Below are 23,900 nucleotides of genomic sequence, written 5' to 3'. Positions count from 1 at the left end.
ATGCCCCGCCGGTCCAGAAGTGGGTCATGCATGACAAACAGGTCTAACCTGACCTTTCAGCCAGGCCCGTGACGTACGGGCCGATACAGAGCGGTGCCACTGGCAAATATCCATGATTGCCAGGCACCGGCGCAGAAGGAGTTGGCAATGCCCTCGCTCGATAGCCTGAAAACCCTCAAGACCCTGAAGGTAAACGACCATACCTACCACTACTACAGCCTCGCCGAAGCGTCCCGCCAGCTAGGCGACCTGCAACGCCTGCCGATGTCGCTGAAGGTGCTGCTGGAGAACTTGCTGCGCTGGGAAGACGGCAAGACCGTCACCGGCGATGACTTGCACGCCCTGGCCTCATGGCTAAAGGAGCGGCGTTCGGATCGCGAGATTCAATACCGCCCAGCCAGGGTACTGATGCAAGACTTCACCGGTGTACCGGCGGTGGTCGACCTGGCTGCCATGCGTGCAGCCGTGGCCAAGGCCGGCGGCGATCCGCAGCGGATCAACCCGTTGTCACCCGTGGACCTGGTGATCGACCACTCGGTGATGGTCGACCGCTATGCCTCGCCCCAGGCGTTCGCCGAGAACGTCGACATCGAGATGCAGCGCAACGGCGAGCGCTATGCATTCTTGCGCTGGGGCCAAAGTGCCTTTCACAACTTCCGGGTGGTGCCACCTGGAACGGGCATCTGCCACCAGGTCAATCTGGAGTACCTCGGTCGCACCGTTTGGACCCGTGAAGAAGACGGCCGCACCTACGCCTTCCCGGACACGCTGGTCGGCACTGACTCGCACACCACCATGATCAACGGCCTCGGCGTGCTTGGCTGGGGGGTTGGCGGGATCGAGGCAGAGGCCGCCATGCTGGGCCAGCCGGTGTCGATGCTGATTCCGAAAGTGGTCGGTTTCAAACTCACCGGCAAGTTACGTGAGGGCATCACCGCTACGGACCTGGTACTGACCGTGACACAGATGCTGCGCAAGAAAGGTGTAGTGGGCAAGTTCGTCGAATTCTATGGCGATGGCCTGGCGGACCTGCCCCTGGCCGACCGGGCGACGCTGGCCAACATGGCTCCAGAGTACGGCGCGACCTGTGGTTTCTTCCCGGTAGACGACGTGACACTGGAGTATCTGCGCCTGTCCGGTCGTCCCAACGAAACGGTGCAGCTGGTCGAACAGTACTGCAAGGCGCAGGGCCTGTGGCGCCTGCCGGGTCAGGAACCGCTGTTCAGCGATACCCTGGCGCTCGATATGAACGACGTGGAGGCCAGCCTGGCTGGCCCGAAACGCCCTCAGGACCGCGTCGCCCTGGGCCAGGTGAAGCAGGCCTTCGACCACTTCATCGAACTGCAGCCCAAACCACTGGCCAAGGAGATTGGCCGCCTGGAAAGCGAAGGTGGCGGCGGCGTGGCGGTAGGCAATGCCGATCAAGCTGGCGAAGTCGACTACCAGCATGATGGGCAAACCCACACCCTGCGCGACGGCGCGGTGGTGATCGCGGCCATCACCTCCTGCACCAACACCTCCAACCCCAGCGTGATGATGGCTGCTGGCCTGGTGGCGAAGAAGGCCGTGGAAAAGGGCCTGCAACGCAAGCCTTGGGTGAAGAGCTCCCTGGCGCCAGGCTCGAAAGTGGTCACCGACTACTTCAAGGCAGCCGGTTTGACCCACTACCTTGATCAATTGGGTTTTGACCTGGTCGGTTATGGCTGCACCACCTGTATCGGCAACTCGGGGCCGTTGGACGAGGCGATCGAGAAGGCCATTGCCAACGCTGACCTCACGGTTGCCTCGGTGCTTTCAGGCAACCGCAACTTCGAAGGCCGGGTGCACCCGCTGGTGAAGACCAACTGGCTGGCATCGCCGCCGCTGGTGGTTGCCTATGCCCTTGCCGGCAGCGTGCGCCTGGACCTGACACGAGATGCCCTGGGCACCGGCAAGGATGGGCAGCCGGTGTACCTGCGCGATATCTGGCCGAGTCAGAAAGAGATTGCCGACGCCGTGGCCAAAGTCGACACCGGCATGTTCCACAAGGAGTATGCGGAGGTTTTCGCCGGTGACGCGCAGTGGCAAGCGATCGAGGTACCGCAGGCGGCCACCTACGTTTGGCAGGACGACTCGACGTACATCCAGCACCCGCCGTTCTTCGATGACATTGCCGGGCCATTGCCGCACATCGGTGATATCCATGGTGCGCGGATCCTGGCGTTGCTTGGCGACTCGGTGACCACTGATCACATCTCCCCCGCTGGCAACATCAAGGCCGACAGCCCGGCTGGGCGTTACCTGCGCGAGAAGGGTGTCGAGCCACGGGACTTCAACTCCTACGGTTCGCGTCGGGGGAACCATGAGGTGATGATGCGCGGCACCTTCGCCAACATTCGAATCCGCAACGAGATGCTGGGGGGTGAGGAAGGCGGCAATACGGTGCATGTGCCTTCGGGCGAGAAGCTGTCGATCTATGATGCGGCGATGCGTTACCAGGCTGAAGGAACGCCATTGGTGGTGGTGGCGGGCCAGGAATATGGTACGGGTTCGAGCCGTGACTGGGCGGCCAAAGGTACCAACTTGCTGGGTGTGAAGGCGGTGTTGGCGGAGAGTTTCGAACGTATCCACCGTTCCAATCTGGTTGGTATGGGGGTATTGCCATTGCAGTTCATGGCTGGGAACGATCGCAAGCAGTTGCGGCTGACGGGCCGGGAGATCATCGATATCGAGGGCCTTGAAAATGCATCTATTCGGCCGGGAATGCGTTTAACGTTGCGAATGACTCGTGAGGATGGGGAGCAGGAGAAGATCGAGGTGTTGTGCAGGATCGATACCTTGAATGAAGTGGAGTACTTCAAATCGGGCGGCATTCTGCATTATGTGCTGAGGCAATTGATTGCAAGTTGAGGACCATGAATCATTGCTTTTGCTTTTGCTTTTGCTTCCAGCGCGCGGTAGTTCAGGCGCCACCTCATGCGACTTCAGGAGGCCGAGCGCAGGGCTTGCGGAGGGAGGTGACGGGCATGGATGCCCGTCAAGCGCTGCGGCCCAGGAGGGGCCGTTCAGCGCGGTCCTCCCGGGAGCAAGCCCGGAGCGAGGGAACCCCGGAGCGCAGCGCAGGGGCCGGATGATAGGAGCCAGACTTTTTTGGTTACTTTTTGGGGCGTCTGCCAAAAAGTGACCCGCTGTAAGAGCGGAAAGGTGATTGAGCGTCGCCTTGGCAAATGGATATGCTCATAAATCTAAATACCAAAACCTCAAACTTCAAAGCGAATACTTGGCGCTGGCATTCAAATAGCGTGAATATCCATTCGCCATGGAGGCGCTCATTCACCTTTTCGCCTTTACGGCGACCTACTTTTGCTCTTGGGCAAAAGTAGGCAAAAACCGCTGGCTCCTATCATCCGGCCCCTACGCTTCGCTTCGGGGTTCCCTCGCTACGGGCTTGCTCCCGGGAGGACCGCGCTGAACGGCCCCTCCTGGGCCGCAGCGCTTGACGGGCATCCATGCCCGTCACCTCCCTCCGCAAGCCCTACGCTCGGCCTACTGACGTCGCAATTTGCAGCGCCTGGAATATCGCGCATTAAAAGCAAAAGCGGAGCATGAAATACCAACTCCGAACAACAACAACAACAGCTAAACCAGCCGCACATTCAATATTAAAACTATAAATGCGAGGCAAATTTTCTTTTGCTTCGCTTTGCTCTTGCTTCTAGCGCGCGGTAGTTCAGGCGCCACCTAATGCGACTTCAGGAGGCCGAGCGCAGGGCTTGCGCAGGGAGGTGACGGGCATGGATGCCCGTCAAGCGCTGCGGCCCAGGAGGGGCCGTTCAGCGCGGTCCTCCCGGAGCAAGCCCGGAGCGAGGGAACCCCGGAGCGCAGCGCAGGGGCCGGATGATAGGAGCCAGACTTTTTTGGTTACTTTTTGGGGCGTCTGCCAAAAAGTGACCCGCTGTAAGAGCGGAAAGGTGATTGAGCGTCACCTTGGCAAATGGATATGCTCACGCATCCAGAAACCAAAACTTCAAACTTCAAACTTCAAACTTCAAACTTCAAACTTCAAAGCACAGATTTAAGGGCGGCATTCAGATAGCGTGAATATCCATTCGCCATGGAGGCGCTCATTCACCTTTTCGCCTTTACGGCGACCTACTTTTGCTCTTGGGCAAAAGTAGGCAAAAACCGCTGGCTCCTATCATCCGGCCCCTACGCTGCGCTTCGGGGTTCCCTCGCTACGGGCTTGCTCCCGGGAGGACCGCGCTGAACGGCCCCTCCTGGGCCGCAGCGCTTGACGGGCATCCATGCCCGTCACCTCCCTCCGCAAGCCCTACGCTCGGCCTACTGACGTCGCAATTTGCAGCGTCTGGGATATCGCGCATTAAAAGCAAAAGCGGAGCATGAAATACCAAATCCGAACAACAACAACAACAACAACAACAACAACAACAACAACAACAACAACAACAACAACAACTGAACCAGCCGCACATTCAATATTAAAACCATAAATGCGAGGCAAATTTTCTTTTTCTTCGCATTGCTCTTGCTTCTAGCTCGCAGTAGTTCAGACGCCACCTGATGCGACTGCGCAGGGAGGTGACGGGCATGAATGCCCGTCAAACGCTGCGGCCCAGGAGGGGCCGTTCAGCGCGGCCCTCCCGGAGCAAGCCCTACGCTCGACCTACCGACGTCGCAAGTAGCGGCACCTGGACAACCGCGTACTGGAAACCAGAACACAGCAAAAGCAAAAGAAAGCAAAAGCGCAGCATGCATCGCGCGATGGCTCTTTGATGGCCAATCGGTCATGATAGACGCCAAGCGTCACAAAATGGTCATAAAGTTCCGAGTAAAGGCAGCATCTTCCCTGAAAACCTAGGATTCCCTAATGCAGCCCCACCTCACAATCCTTGCGCCAGATCAACCATAATTAAATATTCATTCAATAAAACCAGTGGCTTGCCGATATCTGTGGAAAGCCTTGCGGATTACTCAGCCCATGCGTAACAACCAGCCGATTACCCAGAGAGAACGGACTTTCCCTGCCCAACAGCGGTTGATCTCCACCACCAATGCCAAAGGTGTGATCACCTACTGCAACGATGCATTCATCGAGATCAGCGGGTTCTCCCGCGAAGAACTGACCGGTGCCCCGCACAACCTGGTGCGCCACCCCGACGTTCCGTCGGCGGTGTTCTCGCATATGTGGCAGACCCTGAAGCAGGGCCTGCCCTGGATGGGCATCGTCAAGAACCGCTGCAAATCGGGCGACCACTACTGGGTCAATGCCTACGTCACCCCCATTTTCGAAAACAACCAAGTCATCGGCTTCGAGTCGGTCCGCGTCAAACCTACTGCCGAGCAGATCCGCCGCGCCGAAGCCCTCTACCAACGCATCAACCAAGGCAAGAGCGCCATCCCGCGCCGCGACACATGGCTGCCGGTGGTGCAGGACTGGCTGCCGTTCATTCTCGTCAGCCAGATCGGCTTCCTCATCGGCAACTGGCTCGGCCATTCCTGGGGCTTTGCCCTGGCCGCCGGCCTGTCGGTACCGCTGGGCCTGCTTGGCCTGACCTGGCAGCAACGCGGCCTCAAACGCCTGCTGCGCCTGGCCGAGCAGACCACCTCCGACCCGCTGATCGCGCAGATGTTCACCGACAGCCGCGGCGTACAGGCACGCCTGGAAATGGCGATGCTCAGCCAGGATGCGCGGATGAAGACCTGCCTGACACGTCTGCAGGACAGTGCCGAACACCTCAGCGAGCAAGCGCGCCAGTCCGATGCCCTGGCCCACAAGAGCTCCTCGGGGCTGGAGCGTCAGCGGGTGGAAACCGAACAGGTCGCCGCCGCCGTCAACCAGATGGCCAGCACCACTCAGGAAGTGGCCAACCACGTCCAACGCACTGCCGACGCCACCCAGGAAGCCAACCGCCTGACCAGCCAGGGTCGCCAGATCGCCGGTGAAACCCGCGAAGCCATCGAACGACTCTCCACAGCCGTGGGCGAAACCGGTCAGACCGTGACGCAACTGGCCAAGGACAGCGATGAAATCGGTGGTGTGGTAGACGTGATCAAAGGCATCGCCGACCAGACCAACCTGCTGGCACTGAACGCCGCCATCGAAGCCGCCCGCGCCGGTGAAATGGGCCGTGGTTTCGCGGTGGTCGCCGACGAGGTCCGCCAACTGGCCCAGCGTACCGCCGAGTCGACCGGACAAATCCACACCCTGATCGCCAAGCTGCAACAAACCGCCAGCAACGCTGTTCTCACCATGGAAACCGGTCACCGCCAGGCCCAGGAAGGTGTCGAGCGGGTCATGCAGGCCGACCAGGCGCTGATTGGAATCAGCGAAGCGGTAGCCAATATCACCGACATGGCCACCCAGATCGCGGCGGCCACCGAAGAACAGACCGCCGTGGCCGACGAGATCAGCCGCAACATCAGCACCATCGCCGAGCTGGCCGACCAGACCGCCGAACAGGCGCAACACTCGGCACTGCTCAGCGAAGAGCTGACCTCCACTGCCGGCACGCAGTATTCGCTGGTGGAGCGCTTCAACCGATAAGCTTGCTCGCTCCTGCAGGCGTCGCGCACCGCCTGTAGGAACCGGCTTGCCAGCAATGGAACCGGCAAGACAACAGCAATCGGGTGCTCCTGCGAGGAGCCCGCATGAAAAACGGGCCGCATAGCGGCCCGGCTTCACCAATCCAGCGTCAAACCACTCTCGAAGTACCGCTGCTCCCCCGTCAACGGATCCTCGAAACGCAAACTCTGCGCCAGCAACTTCAACGGTCGCTGGTAATCGTCTTCTTCCTTGAGCAAAACCGGGTAGAACGGGTCGTTGCAGATCCCTGCCCCGAGCGCCGCCATATGAACACGTAATTGATGAGTCTTGCCGGTTACCGGCGACAGCCCGTAGCGCCAAAGCTCGCCTCGCTTTTCCAGCACCTCGGCCAAGGTCTCGCTATTGCTCTGGCCCTCGACCTCGTGCATGCGGAAGAATGGCTCACCATGTACCAGGCGGCTTCGGTGCACCAAAGGGAATGCATGCTGTGGCATCGCCGCAGCAATGGCCTGGTAGCGCTTGTCGATGCGCCGCTCGGGAAACAGCCGCTGGTAGGCGCTGCGGGTCTGAGGGTTGGCGGAGAACAACACCAGGCCCGCGGTGTGCCGGTCGATCCGGTGCAGCGGCACCAGGTGGGGATTGTCCAGGCGGCGGATCAGGCGGCGCAGCAAGGTCTGTTCGACGTATTCCCCGGTCGGCGTCACCGGCAGGAAATGCGGCTTGTCAGCCACCACCAGGTGCTCATCCATGTGAACAATGGTTTCCTGCACCGGGATCGGCCGTTCATTGGGCACTTCGCGAAAATAGTGCAGGCGCATGCCCCGCCTATATGGCAGGTGAGCTGCAATAGGCTGGCCTTCGGCATCGAGCACACGACCACGGGCAAAACGGTCAAGCCACTGGTCGCGACTGATGGCGCTGAAGTGGTCGCAAAGACAATCCAGAACCGTCGCCCAGTTACCAGGTGGCAGGCAGACGGTGCTGGCCTGCTGGCGAGCGGGGTCGAACGGTGTGGTCATGGCAAAGCTCTGGGCGATCAGGACCGCGCATTATCCCCCAAGCCCGACGGCTCAACCAGCCCGCCCTACTCCATCGCTACGCTCTTTCAACCAACGCAACACCTCCACCGCCTCCCAACGTCCAGGGTCGTAGAGCGCATAGACCAGACCCTGATAACCCACGACATCGAGCGCCCGGTGGTAGCCGGCCCGTTGGAACAAGGCCTCGATCTCGGCAAAGCAGGTGTTGAAATGCACCTTGCCAAATGGGGTGCGGTCGTCCGTCACCAGGCCTTCAAGACGCAGTTCGACCACGGCGTCGCATACCCGGTCTGGCGACATGCGGTTGACGCTGTACTTGAGTTGCTCGACGTTGAGCATGAGTTCACCCTGATACTGTATTTATATACAGCATACGGAGAGCTTCACTATTCCGTCAATTCAGGCTGCCCTCGCACAGGTCAGCCAAGAAAGGTCACCACCTGCTCGGCATCGAATGGCCAGCGCAACTCGGCGCCGTTGTCGCATCGCCGCAACACCGGAATGATCAGGCTGTATCGCTCGAAGAACGCTTCGTCTTCGGCGATATCGACCAGCTCCACCAGCAGGCCGTGCTCGACGAAAGGCATCAGCACGGCCTCGGCCACTTCGCATAGATGGCAACCGAGGGTGCCGAACAGTTGGCATTCAGGCAGCATGGGCAGGTCCGGTCAGAGAATGGGAGAGCCTCTATTCTAGGTCGGTCCCGCCCTATGCGCATCTGACTCGGCTCAATCCTGGCTGGTGGCACCGATGCGGTGCAGCGACAGGTCGGCACCCTGGAACTCCTGCTCGTGGCTCAAACGCAGTCCATGCAGCGCACGGAGGGTTCCATACACCGCGAAACCGCCCACCAACGCCACCACCACACCAGCCAGGCTGCCCAAAAGCTGGCTGATCAGGCTGACCCCGCCCATGCCGCCCAACGCGACCTGGCCGAAGATGCCACAGGCGATTCCGCCCCAAACCCCGCACAAGCCGTGCAGAGGCCAGACACCCAGCACATCGTCGATCTTCCAGCGGTTCTGTGCAGCGGTGAAGCTCCAGACGAACAGCACGCCAGCCACCAGCCCGGTGGCCAGAGCGCCAATCGGGTGCATCAGGTCCGAACCTGCGCACACGGCCACCAGGCCTGCCAATGGGCCGTTATGCAGGAAGCCAGGGTCATTGCGCCCGGCCAGCAGGGCCGCCAGCGTTCCCCCGACCATGGCCATCAACGAGTTGATCGCCACCAGGCCGCTCACCCCCTGCAGGGTCTGGGCACTCATGACGTTGAAGCCGAACCAGCCGATGATCAGAATCCACGAACCCAGCGCCAGGAATGGAATGCTCGAAGGCGCGAACGCCACCAGACGGCCCTCCCGATAGCGCCCACGCCGCGCGCCCAGCAGTACCACTGCCGCCAGGGCCAGCCAGCCGCCCATGGCGTGCACCACCACCGAGCCCGCGAAGTCATGGAAAGGCGCACCGAAGGTAGCCTGCAGCCATGCCTGCACACCCAGGTTGCCGTTCCATGCCAGGCCTTCGAAGAACGGGTAGATGAACGCAACGATCAATGCGGTTGCGCACAGCTGCGGGGCGAATCGCGCCCGCTCGGCGATACCGCCGGAGATGATGGCCGGGATGGCCGCGGCGAAGGTCAGCAGAAAGAAGCACTTGACCAGTGCATAGCCGTGGTCGGCCGCCAGCTGCGCCGCCGGGTGCAGGAAGCTTACCCCATAGGCGATCCAGTAACCGATGAAGAAGTACACCAAGGCCGATATGGCGAAGTCGCTGAGGATCTTCGACAATGCGTTGACCTGATTCTTGTGTCGCACGGTCCCCACTTCCAGAAAAGCGAAGCCAGCGTGCATGGCCAGTACTAGAATGGCCCCCATGAGGATGAAAAGCGTATTGGAGCCATGGACCAGGGAGTCCATCGCGCTGTGCATGTTTTCCATGACGTAGGCAGACCTGCTGAAAAAAGCACCAGGACAGTTCAAGAACCTGCATCCGTGCACCTAATCGGTGCCAGCCCCCCTGCCCTGTTTCAGTGACCCGGCTGGAGCCTGCGTGGTTTTTTCTTGGGTTTGTCGAGGATTGGGTTAAGGTTTGTTGGTATCCGCCGGGGTGTCGCCCTGAATCGGCGCAACGGTCCATGCCATCGCCCCATGACGTGGCAAAACACTTAGCAAGGCCCATACCAGCGTTGGCAGTGAACCTTTGCCACGCCGCGTTACTCGAAATTTTCACCAACACTCAAGGGAGAGCCCCATGGCCAGCAAATCGGCAAAGAATGCACAAGAGATATTGATGGCTGACTTCCAGGCACTGGTGCGAGACACCGAGAAGCTGCTTGCCGACACCGCCAACCTGGCAGGCGACCAGGCCGACGAACTGCGCGAGCAGATCCACGAGCGCCTGACCCAGGCCCGCGAAACGCTGCAACTGACCCAGGACTCAGTGCGCGAACGCGGCCAGGCCGCCCTGGGTGCCGCCGAGCAGTATGTGCAGGAAAAGCCCTGGCACGCGATCGGTATCGCTGCGGGCGTTGGCCTGCTGATCGGCCTGTTGGCCAATCGGCGCTGAGGAGTCCCCATGGAGAACGACGCCAACGGCGCCGGCGTTTCGGGCAAACGCCTGAGTGCGGCCCTGCTCGGGCTGTTGCACAGCCATATCGAACTGTTCGGCATCGAACTGCAGGAGCAGAAAGCCCGCACCCTGAGCCTGCTGTTGTTCGCGGGTCTGGCACTGGTCTTCGCTTTGCTGTTGCTGACAGCCTTGTCCGGACTGTTGCTGGTACTGCTGTGGGACAGCTATCGACTGGCCGGCATCATTGGCCTGTGCGTGTTCTACAGCCTGGCCGCGCTGTATTGCGGCTTGCGCCTCAAGGCCGCGGTATTCGACGAATCGTCGCCCTTCAACGCCACGCTTGAAGAGTTGGCCAAGGACCGGGAGCGCCTACTGCCATGAGCCTGCCGGAATTGCCAAATACTCGAAACCCAAGGGAACTGCGCAAGGCACTGTTGCGTCTGCGCCTGGAAATGCACCGTCAGGAAATTCGCCACGAGTCGGCGCAACTGCTCGAACCACTCAGACGCGTGCGCGGCATGGGTAATTCGCTGCAGGACGGCCTGGGCATCAAGCATGCGCCATTGTGGGGGCTCGGCGCTGTGGTAGCGATGGGTTTCCTCACAGGCAAAGGCATGCGCAGCGGCAACCTGGCCCGTCTGGTGCGGCTGGGGGGTAGCTTGCTGCCACTGATTCGCCTGTTCATGCAGAATCGGCGCCCCTGAGGGGAATGATCAGCGGCTGGCGCTTGCACCGCCAGCCGCGACACGGGAAGCTATGGCCATCGACCGACAGGAGATCGAGCCTTGGACTGGCAAACCCTGCTGACCCGTGAACGCCTGGGCAAAGCCCTGTACAGCCCCGAAGAACTCGGCCGCAGCCCCTTCCACAAAGACCACGACCGGATCATCTTCTCGGGCGCCTTTCGCCGCCTGGGACGCAAGACCCAGGTACACCCAGTCTCCAGCAACGACCATATCCATACCCGCCTGACCCATTCCCTGGAGGTCAGCTGCGTCGGCCGTTCGCTGGGCATGCGGGTTGGCGAAACCCTGCGCGACAGCTTGCCGGACTGGTGCGCCCCCAGCGACCTGGGCATGATCGTACAGTCCGCCTGCCTGGCCCACGATATCGGCAACCCGCCGTTCGGCCATTCAGGCGAGGACGCTATTCGTCACTGGTTCCAGCAGGCCGCGGATCGTGGCTGGCTGGACGACATGAACGATGACGAAAGGGCCGACTTCCTCAATTTCGAGGGCAACGCCCAGGGTTTCCGTGTGCTCACGCAGTTGGAGTACCACCAGTTCGATGGCGGTACCCGACTGACCTACGCCACGCTGGGCACCTACCTCAAATACCCTTGGAGCGCCCGCCACGCGGATGCCTTGGGCTACAAGAAGCATAAATTCGGGTGCTACCAGAGCGAATTGCCGCTGTTGGAGCAGATCGCCCGCAAACTGGGCCTGCCACTGCTCGAGCACCAACGCTGGGCGCGTCACCCGCTGGTGTACCTGATGGAGGCGGCCGACGACATCTGCTACGCGCTGATCGACCTGGAAGACGGTCTGGAAATGGAGTTGCTCCAGTACGCGGAGGTCGAAGCGCTGCTGCTCGACCTGGTTGGCGACGACCTGCCCGAAACCTACCGCCAACTCGGCCCCTCGGACTCCCGGCGACGAAAGCTGGCCATCCTGCGCGGCAAGGCCATCGAGCACCTGACCAACGCAGCCGCCCGCGCCTTCGTCGAGCAGCAACAGGCGCTGTTGGCCGGCCGTCTGCCAGGGGATCTGGTGGAGCACATGCATGGCCCGGCCAAGCGCTGCGTTCTGCAGGCCAAGGACATGGCGCGTAACAAGATCTTCCAGGACAAACGCAAGACCCTGCACGAGATCGGCGCCTACACCACGCTGGAAATCCTGCTCAACACCTTCTGCGGAGCTGCTCTGGAACAACATGGCGGCCGCTCACCGTCGTTCAAGAGCCGCCGGGTGCTCGACCTGATCGGCAACAATGCGCCCGACCCACACGGTTCACTGCACAATGCCTTCCTGCGCATGATCGATTTCATCGCCGGCATGACCGACAGCTATGCCAGCGAAATGGCACGGGAAATGACAGGTCGTTCCAGCCCGGTATGAGTACCTGTCACGTGGCGCGGCGGCTGCCCGCGCCACCCTTTTTGAAAGAAAACTCCTACATACCGCCGAGCAAGGCTAAACACGGCTTGTTTTTAGCAAATATAAAGTTACTAAATCAGTCAAATGAATAACAACACGTGGCATTTTCGTAGTCTTATTTGTTTTTTCTTGTAAGCGATTTCCCATATATCGCTAACAGTCGTTCCTCGCATGCCCGCTGACTTCCAACTGAGTTAAGGTGCACCTGCCTTCGCCACTAATCCGCAGGAAGTTGAACATGCAATCCGTATTCATTGTCGATGACCACCCCGTTATCCGCCTGGCTGTACGCATGCTGCTGGAGAACCAGAACTACAAGATCGTCGGCGAATCGGACAACGGTGTCGATGCCATGCAGAGGATCCGCGACGCCCTCCCCGACCTGGTGATTCTCGACATCAGCATCCCCATGCTCGATGGCCTGGAAATGCTGTCACGCCTCCAGAACATGGCCTTGCCATTGAAAGTGCTGGTACTCACCGCCCAGTCCCCGGCCTTGTTCGCGGTGCGCTGCATGCATTCGGGGGCGGCCGGTTATGTGTGCAAGCAGGAAGACCTCAGCGAACTGCTGAGCGCCATCAAGGCTGTACTTGCTGGATACAATTATTTCCCCAGCCAGGCAATGAATTATTCCCAGGAAGCGTCGGACGTCGATTTAAAACTTTTCCGACAGGTTAATGACCGCGAACTTATGGTGCTGCAACTATTTGCCCAAGGCAGAAGCAACAAGGAGATTGCCCAGGGCATGTTCCTGAGCAACAAAACCGTCAGCACCTACAAGAAACGACTGATGCAAAAGCTCAAGGTCAATACACTGGTCGACCTGATAGACATGGCCAAACGCAACGCATTGGTCTGAGGCCTGGCATGGCACGCTACGTTGTCTGCATGTTCCTTGGCTTGATCATGATGAGTGCGGCCCAGGCGACACACCATGAAGCCACCGCCTATGCGTTGCTGCCCCGCTCCGGTACGACCGCGACCTATCCGCAACTGACACCCGAGCAGCAGCAATGGCTGGAGAATCGTCGCGAACTGGTGCTGGGCACCTCGGCACCGGACTACCCTCCGTTCGACATCACCAGCGGTGGCCGCGACTACCAGGGCCTCACCGCTGAATACGCCAACCTGATTGGCAAAGCCCTGAAGCTGCCAATACGGGTTTTGCGCTACCCTCACCGACAAGCAGCGGTCGAGGCCCTGAAACGGGGTGAAATCGACCTGCTCGGCAGCGCCAACAGCTACGAAGCACAAACCGACGGCTTGGTGCTGTCCCGCCCCTATGCCATCGACCAACCGGTGCTGGTCACACGCGAATATGAAAAACGTGCGGTGGACCGTGACCTCGATGGGCTGCGCCTGGGCATGCTGTATCATTACCAGCCCGAGCGAAAAGTCCATGACACCTACCCCAAGGCCGAGCTGCTGGCCTTCGGCTCATCATCCCAGGCCCTTGCCGCCGTAGCCTTTGGCCAAGCCGACGTGTTCATCGGAGACACGATCTCCACCCACTACCAGCTCAATCGCGGCCACCTGCCACGCCTACGCATGGCCAGCTTCAGCCAGCACGAGGCGGTTGGCTTCGGCTTCGCCATGCGCCAGGACGATACCACCCTCAGGGAACTGGTGAACGCCACCCTCGATATCCAGCCCAGCGTCGTGCGCACCAGTATCTTCAAACGCTGGAGCGCGGGCAGCGATACGCTGCTGACCGATCGCCAACTGCAACTGACGGCCGCCGAGGAAAAATGGCGGCAGACCCATCCGACAGTGCGGGTAGCCATCGACGAGACGGCAGCGCCGGTCTCGTTCTTCGATGGTGTCGGCCATTTTCGCGGGATCAGCGCCGACCTGCTGGAACTGGTTCGCCTGCGTACTGGCCTGCGCTTCGAGGTGCAGCGCGCCAGCGGTATCGCCGACATGATCACCCGGCTCAAGGATGGCCGGGTCGACATGATCGCCGCGTTCGCCACCGACGGCGCCGATGGCGCCGCCTTGCGCCTCAGTCGCCCGTACCTTGAAAGTGCCTACGTACTGGTTACCCGTGCCAACGAGCAACCACTGGATACCCTGGAGCAACTCCAAGGCCATCGCATCGCAATTACCCGCTACAGCGCCATGGACGAGATGCTTTCCAGGCGCTATCCCCTGATTGGCTGGATCGAAACCGAAAGCGCCTTCTATTCCATGGCCTTGTTGCGCAGCGGGGCCGTCGACGCCGTCATCACCACCTTGCTCGACGCCAACCACGCAGTGTCCGGCAACCCCGACCTGATCATCCGCAGCTCGATCGACAGCGAGCCTGCCAGCTTCGCCATGGCCATGCCGAGTGCGTCGAGCGAGCTCGCTTCGATTCTCGACAAAGCCCTGATGAGCATCTCGCCGGAGGAACTGGGGGTCATCAACAACCGCTGGCGCGGCTACAGCGTCCATGAGGACAACACCTGGCAGGGTTTTCTGCGCCTGGCGGTGCAGGTCCTGCTGGGAACCGGCCTGCTACTGCTGCTGGCGCTGCTTTGGAATGCGCGCCTGCGGCGCCAGATCAAACAGCGCCAACTCGCCGAGCGCGCCCTGAACGATCAACTGGCGTTCATGCGTGCCCTGATCAACGGCACTCCACATCCGATGTACGTGCGAGATCGCGAGGGGTGCCTGCAAAGCTGCAACGACAGCTACCTGGAGGCCGTCCAGGCCAGCGCCGAAGACGTCATTGGCAAGCGCCTGGAAGACAGCCTGAACGGCGATCCTGAACATACACGGCAGATCCAGGCCGACTACCACCGTGTGATGAGCATCGGTACCCCATTGATCCTCGACCGGCCGCTGCGGGTCAAGGGCCAGGAGATGACCATCTACCACTGGATTCTGCCGTACCGGGATTCCATGGGCGAAGTCAAGGGGATCATCGGCGGCTGGATCGACATCAGCGAGCGGCGCAAGCTGGTCCAGCAGTTACGCCAGGCCAAGCAGCAGGCCGATGATGCCAACCGTGCCAAAAGCACCTTCCTGGCAACCATCAGCCATGAGATCCGTACGCCAATGAACGCGGTCATCGGCATGCTGGAGCTGGCGGTCAAACGTGCGAACCGAGGGCAGGTGGACCGCTCGGCACTGGAAGTCGCCTACCTTTCGGCCAAGGACCTGCTGGGCTTGATCGGCGATATCCTGGACATCGTTCGGATCGAGTCGGGCCACCTTTCACTGGCGCCGGAGCCTGTAAACCTCGCTGCACTGATCGAATCGGTAGGACGCGTGTTCGACGGCCAGGCCCGCCAGAAAAACCTGTCACTGGAGGTTCTGATCGCCCCTGGCGCCCGCTGCCATGCGTTACTCGACCCGCTGCGTTTCAAACAGGTGCTGTCGAACCTGACCAGCAATGCCATCAAGTTCACCGAGCATGGCCAGGTGCGCATCAGTGTGGACGTGCAGGATGATGACGGCACCGGCCTGGGCCTACTGGATCTCGAGGTGCGTGACAGCGGCATCGGTATACAGGCCGATGATCTGCACCGATTGTTCAGCCCGTTCGTCCAGGCCAACCCTCACAGTCAAGGCGCCCGGGCCGGTACCGGACTCGGACTGGCCATCTGCCGGAACCTGTGCGAGATGATGGGCGGCAAGCTGACCATCAAGAGCCTTGAGGGCGTTGGCACCCAGGTGCGCCTGGTCATGCCGCTGCAGCGGGTGGGCCCACCGTCGCGCGCCGTGCCGGCGAACGACGCCGTGCAAACCCCCGACCCAAGGCTGAATATCCTGGTCATCGACGACCACCCGGCCAACCTGCTGTTGATGGAACAGCAGCTGAGTTACCTGGGCCTTAGCCAGTCGAGCGCCAACAATGGTCCCGAGGGCCTGGAAAAATGGCGTGAGGGCAATTTCGATGCGCTGGTCCTCGACTGCAACATGCCTCACATGAATGGCTACCAACTGGCGACAGCGGTACGTGCCGAAGAACAACGCAGTGGACGAGCGCGTTGCGTAATTCTGGGCTACACCGCCAACGCGCAGCCTGAGGTGACACAGAAATGCCTGAACGCCGGCATGGACGACTGCCTGCTCAAGCCCATCAGCCTGGGCACCCTAAGCAAATACCTGGCCGATATCAAACCGCGTCAACCAGCCAGCGCCGCCAAGCTTCACCCCTTCTGTCTCGAAGGCCTGGGCACGATCGTAGGCAATGACCCAAGCGCCCGCACTCGGTTCCTGACCACGTTGCTCGAGAGCTTGCGGCAAGACCTGACGGTGTTGATGCAAATGGACCCCGTTGAAGACGCCTTGGAGATTTCCGACCAGGCGCACAAGATCCTCAGCGCAGCGCGCATGCTCGAAGCACAGCGCTTGATGGCGGCCTGCGAGGCCCTTGAAGAGACCGCCCTGCCGACTTCGATGGTGAAGACCCGGCGACAGGCGTTGGCTCGGCACATGCGCCGAGTTGAAAAAGCCCTGGCCAGGCACCTGAGTGGGCCTGCCAGGGCTCAGTGAAGCGGTCCGTCAGCGGGACGGCCGCTCAGCTGTGGATCAGGAAGCCGGGTTGATCGGCTTGTCCGGATACCAGGCGTCCAGCAGCGGGCTGACTTCGATCTTGGTCAGTTCGCTGCGGCCCTTGAGCCAGCTCTCGACGGTGGCGCGCTGTTCTTCGCTGACCGAGCCACGCTTGGCCAGGCAGACCAGGCCGAAGTCATCGCCGCCAACATAGTCCAGGCCGTTGGCGTCCATGGCTTCTGCCAGGAAGGCATCGAGGAAGGCATCGATGGCTTCGTCGGACAGGTCTTCCTTGAAATCCAGGTTCAGTTCGAAACCCAGCTCCTGGAATTCATCCACGCACAGCTTCTTGCGCAGACGACGGGAACGGTTGGTGGCCATGAAACAATCCTCTTGAGTAATAACGCGCGGCACTTTACCAGTTTCCACGCGCCAGCGGCGCTTTTCCGTTGAACCGTAGCCCATGTAGATCGCGCTTGGGGCATAATGCGCACTCGTATGTCGTCCTGGGGCCATCATCTTTTACAGCCCCGCTATCATTCCCCTCGTGCGCAGGGTACTTATCGAACATGATCAAAACGCTCCGTCCCCTTGTTCTCGCCGGCCTGCTTCTGCCTCTGGCACTGCCCAGCCAGGCCGCAGCCGTCAACACCACCCTACCTCCCAAGGTCCAGCAGGCCCTCAAAGCCAACAAACTGCAGGACTCGGCACTGTCGCTGGTCATGCTGCCACTGGATGGGCCCGGTACCCCAACCGTGTTCAATGCCGATGTTTCGGTGAACCCGGCTTCGACCATGAAACTGGTCACCACCTATGCCGCCCTGGAGCTGCTTGGGCCGACCTATCAGTGGAAGACCGAATTCTTCACCGATGGCACGCTGAGCAATGGCGTGCTCAACGGCAATCTGTACCTCAAGGGCGGCGGCGACCCCAAGCTGAACATGGAAAAACTGTGGTTGCTGATGCGTGACTTGCGCGCCAACGGCGTGCGCACGGTTACCGGCGACCTGGTGCTGGACCGCAGCCACTTCGTCCAGCCGAACCTGCCACAGTTCGATGATGACGGCGGTGACGTCAACAAACCCTTCCTGGTCAAACCCGATTCGCTGCTGGTCAACCTCAAGGCCCTGCGGTTCGTCGCCCGCAACGATGGCGGCAAGGTGACCGTCGCGGTCGAGCCGCCGATTGCCAACATCCGTATCAACAACCAGGTCAAGGCGGTGGCCTCCAAACAGTGCAGCGGCGATGTGCGCTACAACCCGGTAGCCCAGCCCGACGGCCTGAGCGTGGTGGTCAGCGGCCAACTCGGCGACGGCTGCAACTCGCAAACCTACCTGTCCCTGCTCGATCACCCGACCTACGCGGCCGGCGCCGTGCGGGCGATCTGGAACGAGCTGGGCGGCAGCATCCAGGGCCGCGACCGCGTCGAAAACGTACCCAAGAGCGCGCGTCTGCTGGCCCGGGCGTTCTCCCCCGACCTGGTGGAAGTGATCCGCGACATCAACAAGTACAGCAATAACACCATGGCCCAGCAGTTGTTCCTGAGCATCGGCGCACAGTTCCGTACCGATGCCGACGGTGACGATGCCCGCGCAGCCCAACGCGTGGTCCGCCAGTGGCTGGCGAAAAAAGGCATCACCGCGCCGCATCTGGTCATGGAGAACGGCTCTGGTCTGTCCCGTGCCGAACGCGTGAGCACCCGCGAGATGGCGGCCTTGCTTCAGGCCGCCTGGAAAAGCCCCTACTCCGCCGAATTCATCAGTTCGATGCCGCTGGTGGGTATGGACGGCACGATGCGCAAGCGCCTGAAACGCACGGCGATGACCGGCGAGGCCCACATCAAGACCGGCACGCTGAACACCGTACGTGCCATTGCCGGCTTCAGCCGCGACAGCAACGGCCATACCTGGGCGGTGGCGGCGATCCTCAACGATCCAAAGCCATGGGGTGCTTCGCAGGTGCTGGACCAGGTTCTGCTGGACCTGTATCGCCAGCCCAAGCTCGCCAACAGCACGGCATCCACCGCTCAGTGACCATCGGCGCTCCTGCATGGACCGTGCAGGAGCACCTAGACGCTCGCGCTTTGCCTGTGAGAGCGGGTTTACCCACGAATCAGGCAACCCGGTGGATGACACGGGCTTAGCCCGTGTTCGCGGGTAAACCCGCTCCTACAAGAAGGCGCCGCAGCAAGCAGCGGCGCTCATGGCAGCTCCGTCTCGACCCGGTCCCTCCCGGCCTGTTTGGCCGCATACACCCCGGCATCCGCCCGCAACAACAACGCATCGGCCGCCTCGCCTGAACGCCATCCGGCAATCCCGAAACTCGCAGTCACCCTGCCGACACCGTCCACCGGCACATTGCGTACCCCCTGCCACAGTTCAAGCGCCAAACGGTAGGCCTGGTCGGCGTTGCTTCCCGGGCACAGCACCATGAACTCCTCGCCACCCAGACGACAAAACACATCGATACGCCGCAAGCGGTTGCCGATGCGCTGGCACAGGCTGCGCAGCACATGGTCGCCCACCGCATGGCCGAACTGGTCATTGATTCGTTTGAAATGGTCAATGTCGAGCATGATCACGGCCAGGTCCGAGTTATCGCGCTGGGCACGCTCCAGCTCCACCTTGAGCCGTTCCTGGAAGTAGCGCCGGTTATGGATTCCGGTGAGGGCATCGGTCACCGACAAGGTTCTGAGCTCCTCCTCCACACGCTTGAGGTCGGAAATGTCCGTGAGATAGCCGTGCCACAGCGTACACCCCTGCTCGCCTATTTCAGGCGTCGCCTCGCCCCGCACCCAGCGCAGCCCCGCGCGCGGCAAACAGACACGATACTCTTCACGCCACGGGGTGAGATGCTCGGCCGAATAAAGCACTGAGCGGCGCACTCGCTCCAGGTCATCGGGATGGATACGCTCGAACACCTTGGAGGCATCTTCGCGCAGCAATTGAAGGTCCACTTCGTAAATGTCGTACAGCCCCTGACTGGAATACGGGAAGCACGAACGGCCATCGGCATCGAGGCGGTACTGATAAATCCCACCTGGCACTTCGGCACTGAGCTTCTCCAGCAACCTGTCACGCAGTGCCAGCGCCTCGTGCACGCGCCGCCTTTCGGTAACATCGATGCAGATGGCCAGGTAACCGACCCACAGCCCCTGCTCGTCAAGCACCGCAGTGACCAGCATGTTGGCCACCAACTGGCTGCCATCCTTGCGCCGCAAAGTCCACTCTCCAGGTTCTCCACCCGCCTCCTGCACCGTTTCGGCGAACATGGCCTGCCCCCCCGCGATATCCCGCCCGTAACGCACGCTCAGCGCGTGGGCACGCAGGTGCAGCTCCTGGGGCAGAACCAGATCCTCGAGCCGCAGATGGCCGACCGCCTCGCTGGCCGAGTACCCCAGCATGCTTTCGGCGCCAGCATTGAACGTGCTGATCACGCCCTTGAGACTGGTGGCGATGATCGCCACCTGGGTCGCCGCATCCAATATGCTGCGTAACTGGTTGTGGGTACCGCGCAGCGTCTGCTCGCTCACCCGCAGTTCGGCGGTGCGCTGCTCGACCAGCGCCAATGCTCGTTGCCGCTGACTGAACAAGCTGTACAGCAAGGCACTGAGCAACACACTCAGCAATCCACCCAGCAGGCCGATCCCGAGCGCCGCCGAGGAGCGGTTGGCCTTGAGGAAGGCCATGCTGGGGCGGATATCGATCTGGTAGTCGTGATCGGCCAGGTGCAGCAACTGGCTGCTACCCAGCGGCAGGGGCGCAACCGGGTTCTGCGAGTCGAACAGCACTTCCTGGCCACCGGTGCCAGTGGGGTCGACGATCCGGACCACCAGATTGTCGTTGGCTACCGCCGGAAGACCTTCGGTGATCAACTGGCGCATGCTCAACAACGCCATCACGTAACCGGACGGAGGTCCGTCGGCTGCGTTATCGGAGAACACCGGTGCCACCATCAGCAACCCCCGGGTATAGTCCGGCGCGACATTGATCATGTTCAGCGGTGACGATACCGCCATGCTGCCCGGCACCACGGCACGCGCCAGCGTCGCCTCGCGCTCAGGCTGGCTGCGCAGGTCCAGCCCATAGGGTTGACCGTCCATGTTGGCTGCCTGGGTATAGAGCACCGGAAAGTAGTAATCGCGTGGCGGCGCGGGATGCCAATTGCCTTGGGCATCCCGTTCACGGATCTGGTAGGGCTGCCCGAGCCAGGCGCTGGCACGGCGCTCGAACTCGGCACGCTGCGCCGCCTCCACGCGCGGAGCCCAGGAGTAGACTTGCGTGCGCAGCAGCAATGGCCGGGCATAGCCATCGAATTCGCGGGGGGTTATTTCGCTGGAGAAGCTGAAAAAACGCCGCAGGCCGTCCAGGCGCTGCTGCTGGTCTTCGAAACGCTCGGCAATTCGACTGTAACGCTCACTGGCCAGCAGGTCGAAACGCTGGCGCAGTTGTTGTTTATAGAATGTCTGCGCGGCCAACGCCAAGGCGGCCGACAACAGGCCGCCTGCCACCAATGCCACCAACGCCACGGCCCAGGCAGGCACAACCTCCCTGCACAGGGCGAGGATCCTCGCATGCACGCCACCCTTGGACATAAAGCAATCTCGTCACGTCAGCGTCCTGCGAATTTTCCAGCCCTGCGCTCATTTATAGCTATTGGCCATCAGCCGCGCAACGTTCCTCGTCGTATCAGCGCAATTGCAGGCGCCAGGCGCGGTGAATGCGATTGTTACGGGCAAAATCCGGGTCCAGTGTCTGCGCGGTGATCTCCTCCACCCCATAGCGCGTGGCCAGGTGTTCATCGAGCTGGAACTTGCGGAAGTTGTTGGAGAAGTACAACACGCCACCCGGTGCCAGACGGGCCATGGCAAGGTCAAGCAACTGCACGTGGTCACGTTGAACGTCGAACACCCCTTCCATCCGCTTGGAGTTGGAGAAGGTCGGCGGGTCGATGAAGATGAGGTCGTAGCTGTCACGATTGCCCTCCAACCACGCCATCACATCGCCTTGTTCCAGGCGGTTACGTTCGGAGAAGCCATTGAGCGACAGGTTGCGGCGCGCCCAGTCGAGGTAGGTTTTCGACAGGTCGACGCTGGTGGTGCTGCGCGCACCGCCCTTGGCCGCATGCACGGTCGCCGTGGCGGTGTAGCAGAACAGGTTGAGGAAGCGCTTGCCGGCCGCCTCGCGCTGGATGCGCATGCGCATCGGGCGATGGTCGAGGAACAGGCCAGTGTCCAGGTAGTCCGTGAGGTTGACCAACAGCTTGACGCCACCTTCGTTGACCTCCTGGAAGCGACCCTCGGTGGCCTGACGCTCGTATTGGCGAGTGCCACTTTGCCGCTCACGACGCTTGAGCACCACACGCTGGGGATCGATACCCAACGCCTGTGGGATGGCTGCCAAGGCATCGAGCAGGCGCGCCTGGGCCTTCTCCGGGTCGACCGACCGCGGCGCCGCATATTCCTGAACGTGCACCCAGTTCTGGTAGAGGTCCACGGCCAGGGCGTACTCAGGCATGTCGGCATCGTACAGACGGTAGCATTCCACCTGCTCGCGACGCGCCCACTTGCCCAGCTGCTTCAGGTTTTTCTGCAGACGATTAGCGAACATCTGCGCGCCTTCCGACAGCCGCGCAGGCTCACTGGCCACCGGAGCCTGGCGACCACCTTCAGCGCCATCGACCGGGCCTTCGCGGCGCTCACCGGTGACGAACTGGTCAGGCTGCACCTTGAACAGCAGCAGCTTGCACGGCAACGCTCCGTTCCAGAACGCGTACTGCTTGTGGCTGCGAATGCCCATGCGCTTGCCCAACTCAGGTGCGCCGGTGAATACCGCCGCTTCCCAGCCCATGCAGGCCTGGCGCAGGCGCTCGCCGAGGTTCTGGTAGAGGTACAACAAACTGGCTTCGTCACCCAGGCGCTCACCGTAGGGCGGGTTGCTGATGACCAGGCCCTTCTGGTTCTGGTCGGGGCGCGGCTCGAAGCTGGCGACTTCGCCCTGGTAGATCTTCACCCAGTCGCCCAGGCCGGCACGTTCGACGTTGTTGCGACCCGGCTGGATCAACCGAGGATCGGCTTCGTAGCCGCGAATCCACAGTGGGGGCTTGGCCAAACCCGCCTCGGCGCGGGCCTGCGCCTGTTCCTGCACCTTGCGCCACAACGCCGGCACATGGCCAAGCCAGTTGCTGAAACCCCAGCGTTCACGCTTGAGGTTGGGAGCGATATCGGCAGCGATCATGGCCGCTTCCACCAGGAAGGTGCCCACACCACACATCGGGTCGGCCAGGGCGCCGCCTTCGGCGGCAATGCGTGGCCAACCGGCACGGATCAGCACGGCCGCCGCCAGGTTCTCCTTCAGCGGCGCAGCGCCCTGCTGCAAGCGGTAGCCACGCTGATGGAGGCTGTGGCCGGACAGATCGAGCGAAAGGATCGCTTCGCCGCGGTCCAGGCGCAGGTGCACACGCACATCAGGGTCGACCTTTTCGACCGAAGGGCGCAGGCCTTCACGGTTGCGCAGTTTGTCAACGATGGCATCCTTGACCTTGAGCGCACCGAAGTGGGTATTGTCGATACCCGAGCCATGGCCGCTGAACTCGACCGCCAAAGTGCCGTCTGCGGCCAGATGGTCAGCCCAATCCACGGCGTGCACGCCATCGTAGAGGTCGTCGGCATTCTTCATGGCGAAGCGCTTGAGCACCAGCAGCACGCGGTTGGCCAGGCGCGACCAGATGCACAGGCGGTAGGCGATTTCCATGTCGGCGACGCCGCGAATGGCCGAGGTATGCTCGCGCACCTCTTCGAGGCCGAGGCCGCGGGCCTCATCGGCAAGCAGGCCTTCCAGGCCTTTGGGGCAGGTGAGATAAAGTTCGAAACGGTCCGACATGTGGATTCCAAAGCCTTGGGCTAAATAGGTGACGGTGCGACGCATCGCCCCGCCGATGTTTGCCCGAACCCCTTTCCAACAGGTGTCCGGGTGGCCGCCCCTTGCGCTACATGCGCGGGTACAGGCCGGGCCGCCTGATTGATCGGCCGCTCGCCAGTGACGAGGACAGCTTAGATCATCAAGCAGTACAAAAAATGCCAGCGCCTGGGAGTCAAATGTGACCCTTCGT

At 61.5% G+C, this 23,900-nt stretch carries 16 protein-coding genes; 9 read left to right on the top strand and 7 right to left on the bottom strand.

Annotated features, from left to right (window positions below; all coding sequences use genetic code 11):
* The first annotated feature begins 147 nt into the window (after window positions 1-147).
* Together acnA and IF103_RS07785 are read left to right on the top strand one after the other, a co-directional pair.
* A complete protein-coding gene (acnA, locus tag IF103_RS07790; protein ID WP_202676004.1) occupies window positions 148-2,889 on the top strand; it encodes an aconitate hydratase AcnA in 2,742 nt (913 codons plus the stop codon).
* A gap of 2,089 nt (window positions 2,890-4,978) precedes the next feature.
* A complete protein-coding gene (locus IF103_RS07785; RefSeq protein ID WP_023379548.1) occupies window positions 4,979-6,544 on the top strand; it encodes a methyl-accepting chemotaxis protein in 1,566 nt (521 codons plus the stop codon).
* 134 nt (window positions 6,545-6,678) lie between these two features.
* On the opposite strand, the gene IF103_RS07780 is transcribed toward IF103_RS07785, so the two are convergent.
* The 4 genes from IF103_RS07780 to IF103_RS07765 all read right to left on the bottom strand — a co-directional run bounded on the left by IF103_RS07780 (window position 6,679) and on the right by IF103_RS07765 (window position 9,521).
* A complete protein-coding gene (locus IF103_RS07780) occupies window positions 6,679-7,563 on the bottom strand; it encodes a pseudouridine synthase (RefSeq protein ID WP_023379547.1) in 885 nt (294 codons plus the stop codon).
* A 51-nt stretch (window positions 7,564-7,614) separates the two neighbouring features.
* Window positions 7,615-7,923: a hypothetical protein gene (locus tag IF103_RS07775; protein ID WP_023379546.1), complete on the bottom strand. Its 309-nt coding sequence runs from the start codon at window positions 7,921-7,923 to the stop codon at window positions 7,615-7,617.
* 80 nt (window positions 7,924-8,003) lie between these two features.
* The gene (locus tag IF103_RS07770; protein WP_023379545.1) at window positions 8,004-8,240 is read right to left on the bottom strand and encodes a glutaredoxin family protein; all 237 of its coding nucleotides are present in this window, start codon (window positions 8,238-8,240) and stop codon (window positions 8,004-8,006) included.
* A 72-nt stretch (window positions 8,241-8,312) separates the two neighbouring features.
* On the bottom strand, window positions 8,313-9,521 hold the full coding sequence (locus tag IF103_RS07765; RefSeq protein WP_023379544.1) for an ammonium transporter: 1,209 nt from the start codon (window positions 9,519-9,521) through the stop codon (window positions 8,313-8,315).
* Between the two features lie 313 nt (window positions 9,522-9,834).
* Between IF103_RS07765 and IF103_RS07760 the strand changes: the two genes are divergently transcribed.
* The 6 genes from IF103_RS07760 to IF103_RS07735 all read left to right on the top strand — a co-directional run bounded on the left by IF103_RS07760 (window position 9,835) and on the right by IF103_RS07735 (window position 16,790).
* Entirely contained in the window at window positions 9,835-10,149 is a 315-nt protein-coding gene (locus IF103_RS07760) for an ElaB/YgaM/YqjD family protein (RefSeq protein ID WP_023379542.1), read from the top strand.
* Between the two features lie 9 nt (window positions 10,150-10,158).
* On the top strand, window positions 10,159-10,533 hold the full coding sequence (locus IF103_RS07755; RefSeq protein ID WP_023379540.1) for a phage holin family protein: 375 nt from the start codon (window positions 10,159-10,161) through the stop codon (window positions 10,531-10,533).
* Window positions 10,530-10,856: a hypothetical protein gene (locus tag IF103_RS07750; protein WP_023379538.1), complete on the top strand. Its 327-nt coding sequence runs from the start codon at window positions 10,530-10,532 to the stop codon at window positions 10,854-10,856. The genes IF103_RS07755 and IF103_RS07750 overlap by 4 nt, the downstream gene beginning before the upstream one ends.
* An 81-nt stretch (window positions 10,857-10,937) precedes the next feature.
* A complete protein-coding gene (locus IF103_RS07745; protein WP_023379537.1) occupies window positions 10,938-12,269 on the top strand; it encodes a deoxyguanosinetriphosphate triphosphohydrolase in 1,332 nt (443 codons plus the stop codon).
* 277 nt (window positions 12,270-12,546) lie between these two features.
* Window positions 12,547-13,167: a response regulator transcription factor gene (locus IF103_RS07740; RefSeq protein WP_104882791.1), complete on the top strand. Its 621-nt coding sequence runs from the start codon at window positions 12,547-12,549 to the stop codon at window positions 13,165-13,167.
* An 8-nt stretch (window positions 13,168-13,175) separates the two neighbouring features.
* Window positions 13,176-16,790, top strand: a complete 3,615-nt coding sequence (locus IF103_RS07735; protein ID WP_202676003.1) for an ATP-binding protein — start codon at window positions 13,176-13,178, stop codon at window positions 16,788-16,790.
* Between the two features lie 36 nt (window positions 16,791-16,826).
* Here IF103_RS07735 and IF103_RS07730 read toward each other — a convergent pair whose 3' ends face one another.
* Entirely contained in the window at window positions 16,827-17,171 is a 345-nt protein-coding gene (locus IF103_RS07730) for a YggL family protein (RefSeq protein WP_023379534.1), read from the bottom strand.
* Between the two features lie 188 nt (window positions 17,172-17,359).
* Here IF103_RS07730 and dacB point away from each other — a divergent pair, with 188 nt between their 5' ends.
* Complete coding sequence (dacB, locus tag IF103_RS07725; RefSeq protein ID WP_202676002.1) at window positions 17,360-18,823, top strand: D-alanyl-D-alanine carboxypeptidase/D-alanyl-D-alanine endopeptidase; 1,464 nt, start codon at window positions 17,360-17,362, stop codon at window positions 18,821-18,823.
* Window positions 18,824-18,990: 167 nt separating this feature from the next.
* On the opposite strand, the gene IF103_RS07720 is transcribed toward dacB, so the two are convergent.
* A complete protein-coding gene (locus IF103_RS07720) occupies window positions 18,991-21,384 on the bottom strand; it encodes a sensor domain-containing diguanylate cyclase (protein ID WP_202676001.1) in 2,394 nt (797 codons plus the stop codon).
* A 94-nt stretch (window positions 21,385-21,478) separates the two neighbouring features.
* Entirely contained in the window at window positions 21,479-23,671 is a 2,193-nt protein-coding gene (rlmKL, locus tag IF103_RS07715) for a bifunctional 23S rRNA (guanine(2069)-N(7))-methyltransferase RlmK/23S rRNA (guanine(2445)-N(2))-methyltransferase RlmL (protein WP_202676000.1), read from the bottom strand.
* Between the last annotated feature and the right edge of the window lie 229 nt (window positions 23,672-23,900).

Origin of the sequence: Pseudomonas sp. SK2, from assembly GCF_016772395.1 — a bacterium.
Lineage (GTDB): Bacteria > Pseudomonadota > Gammaproteobacteria > Pseudomonadales > Pseudomonadaceae > Aquipseudomonas > Aquipseudomonas taiwanensis.
Note: the sequence above shows the minus strand (reverse complement) of the source record. Positions and strands in the feature narration are given on the sequence as shown.

Bases quoted from the DNA above. Each gene is read 5' to 3' on its own strand.
- IF103_RS07740 (WP_104882791.1), top strand. From the start codon at position 12,547: ATGCAATCCGTATTCATTGTCGATGACCACCCCGTTATCCGCCTGGCT.
- IF103_RS07720 (WP_202676001.1), bottom strand. From the start codon at position 21,384: ATGTCCAAGGGTGGCGTGCATGCGAGGATCCTCGCCCTGTGCAGGGAG.
- IF103_RS07765 (WP_023379544.1), bottom strand. From the start codon at position 9,521: ATGGAAAACATGCACAGCGCGATGGACTCCCTGGTCCATGGCTCCAAT.
- IF103_RS07735 (WP_202676003.1), top strand. From the start codon at position 13,176: ATGGCACGCTACGTTGTCTGCATGTTCCTTGGCTTGATCATGATGAGT.
- IF103_RS07780 (WP_023379547.1), bottom strand. From the start codon at position 7,563: ATGACCACACCGTTCGACCCCGCTCGCCAGCAGGCCAGCACCGTCTGC.
- rlmKL (WP_202676000.1), bottom strand. From the start codon at position 23,671: ATGTCGGACCGTTTCGAACTTTATCTCACCTGCCCCAAAGGCCTGGAA.
- IF103_RS07750 (WP_023379538.1), top strand. From the start codon at position 10,530: ATGAGCCTGCCGGAATTGCCAAATACTCGAAACCCAAGGGAACTGCGC.
- IF103_RS07760 (WP_023379542.1), top strand. From the start codon at position 9,835: ATGGCCAGCAAATCGGCAAAGAATGCACAAGAGATATTGATGGCTGAC.
- IF103_RS07770 (WP_023379545.1), bottom strand. From the start codon at position 8,240: ATGCTGCCTGAATGCCAACTGTTCGGCACCCTCGGTTGCCATCTATGC.
- dacB (WP_202676002.1), top strand. From the start codon at position 17,360: ATGATCAAAACGCTCCGTCCCCTTGTTCTCGCCGGCCTGCTTCTGCCT.
- IF103_RS07755 (WP_023379540.1), top strand. From the start codon at position 10,159: ATGGAGAACGACGCCAACGGCGCCGGCGTTTCGGGCAAACGCCTGAGT.
- IF103_RS07730 (WP_023379534.1), bottom strand. From the start codon at position 17,171: ATGGCCACCAACCGTTCCCGTCGTCTGCGCAAGAAGCTGTGCGTGGAT.
- IF103_RS07775 (WP_023379546.1), bottom strand. From the start codon at position 7,923: ATGCTCAACGTCGAGCAACTCAAGTACAGCGTCAACCGCATGTCGCCA.
- IF103_RS07785 (WP_023379548.1), top strand. From the start codon at position 4,979: ATGCGTAACAACCAGCCGATTACCCAGAGAGAACGGACTTTCCCTGCC.
- acnA (WP_202676004.1), top strand. From the start codon at position 148: ATGCCCTCGCTCGATAGCCTGAAAACCCTCAAGACCCTGAAGGTAAAC.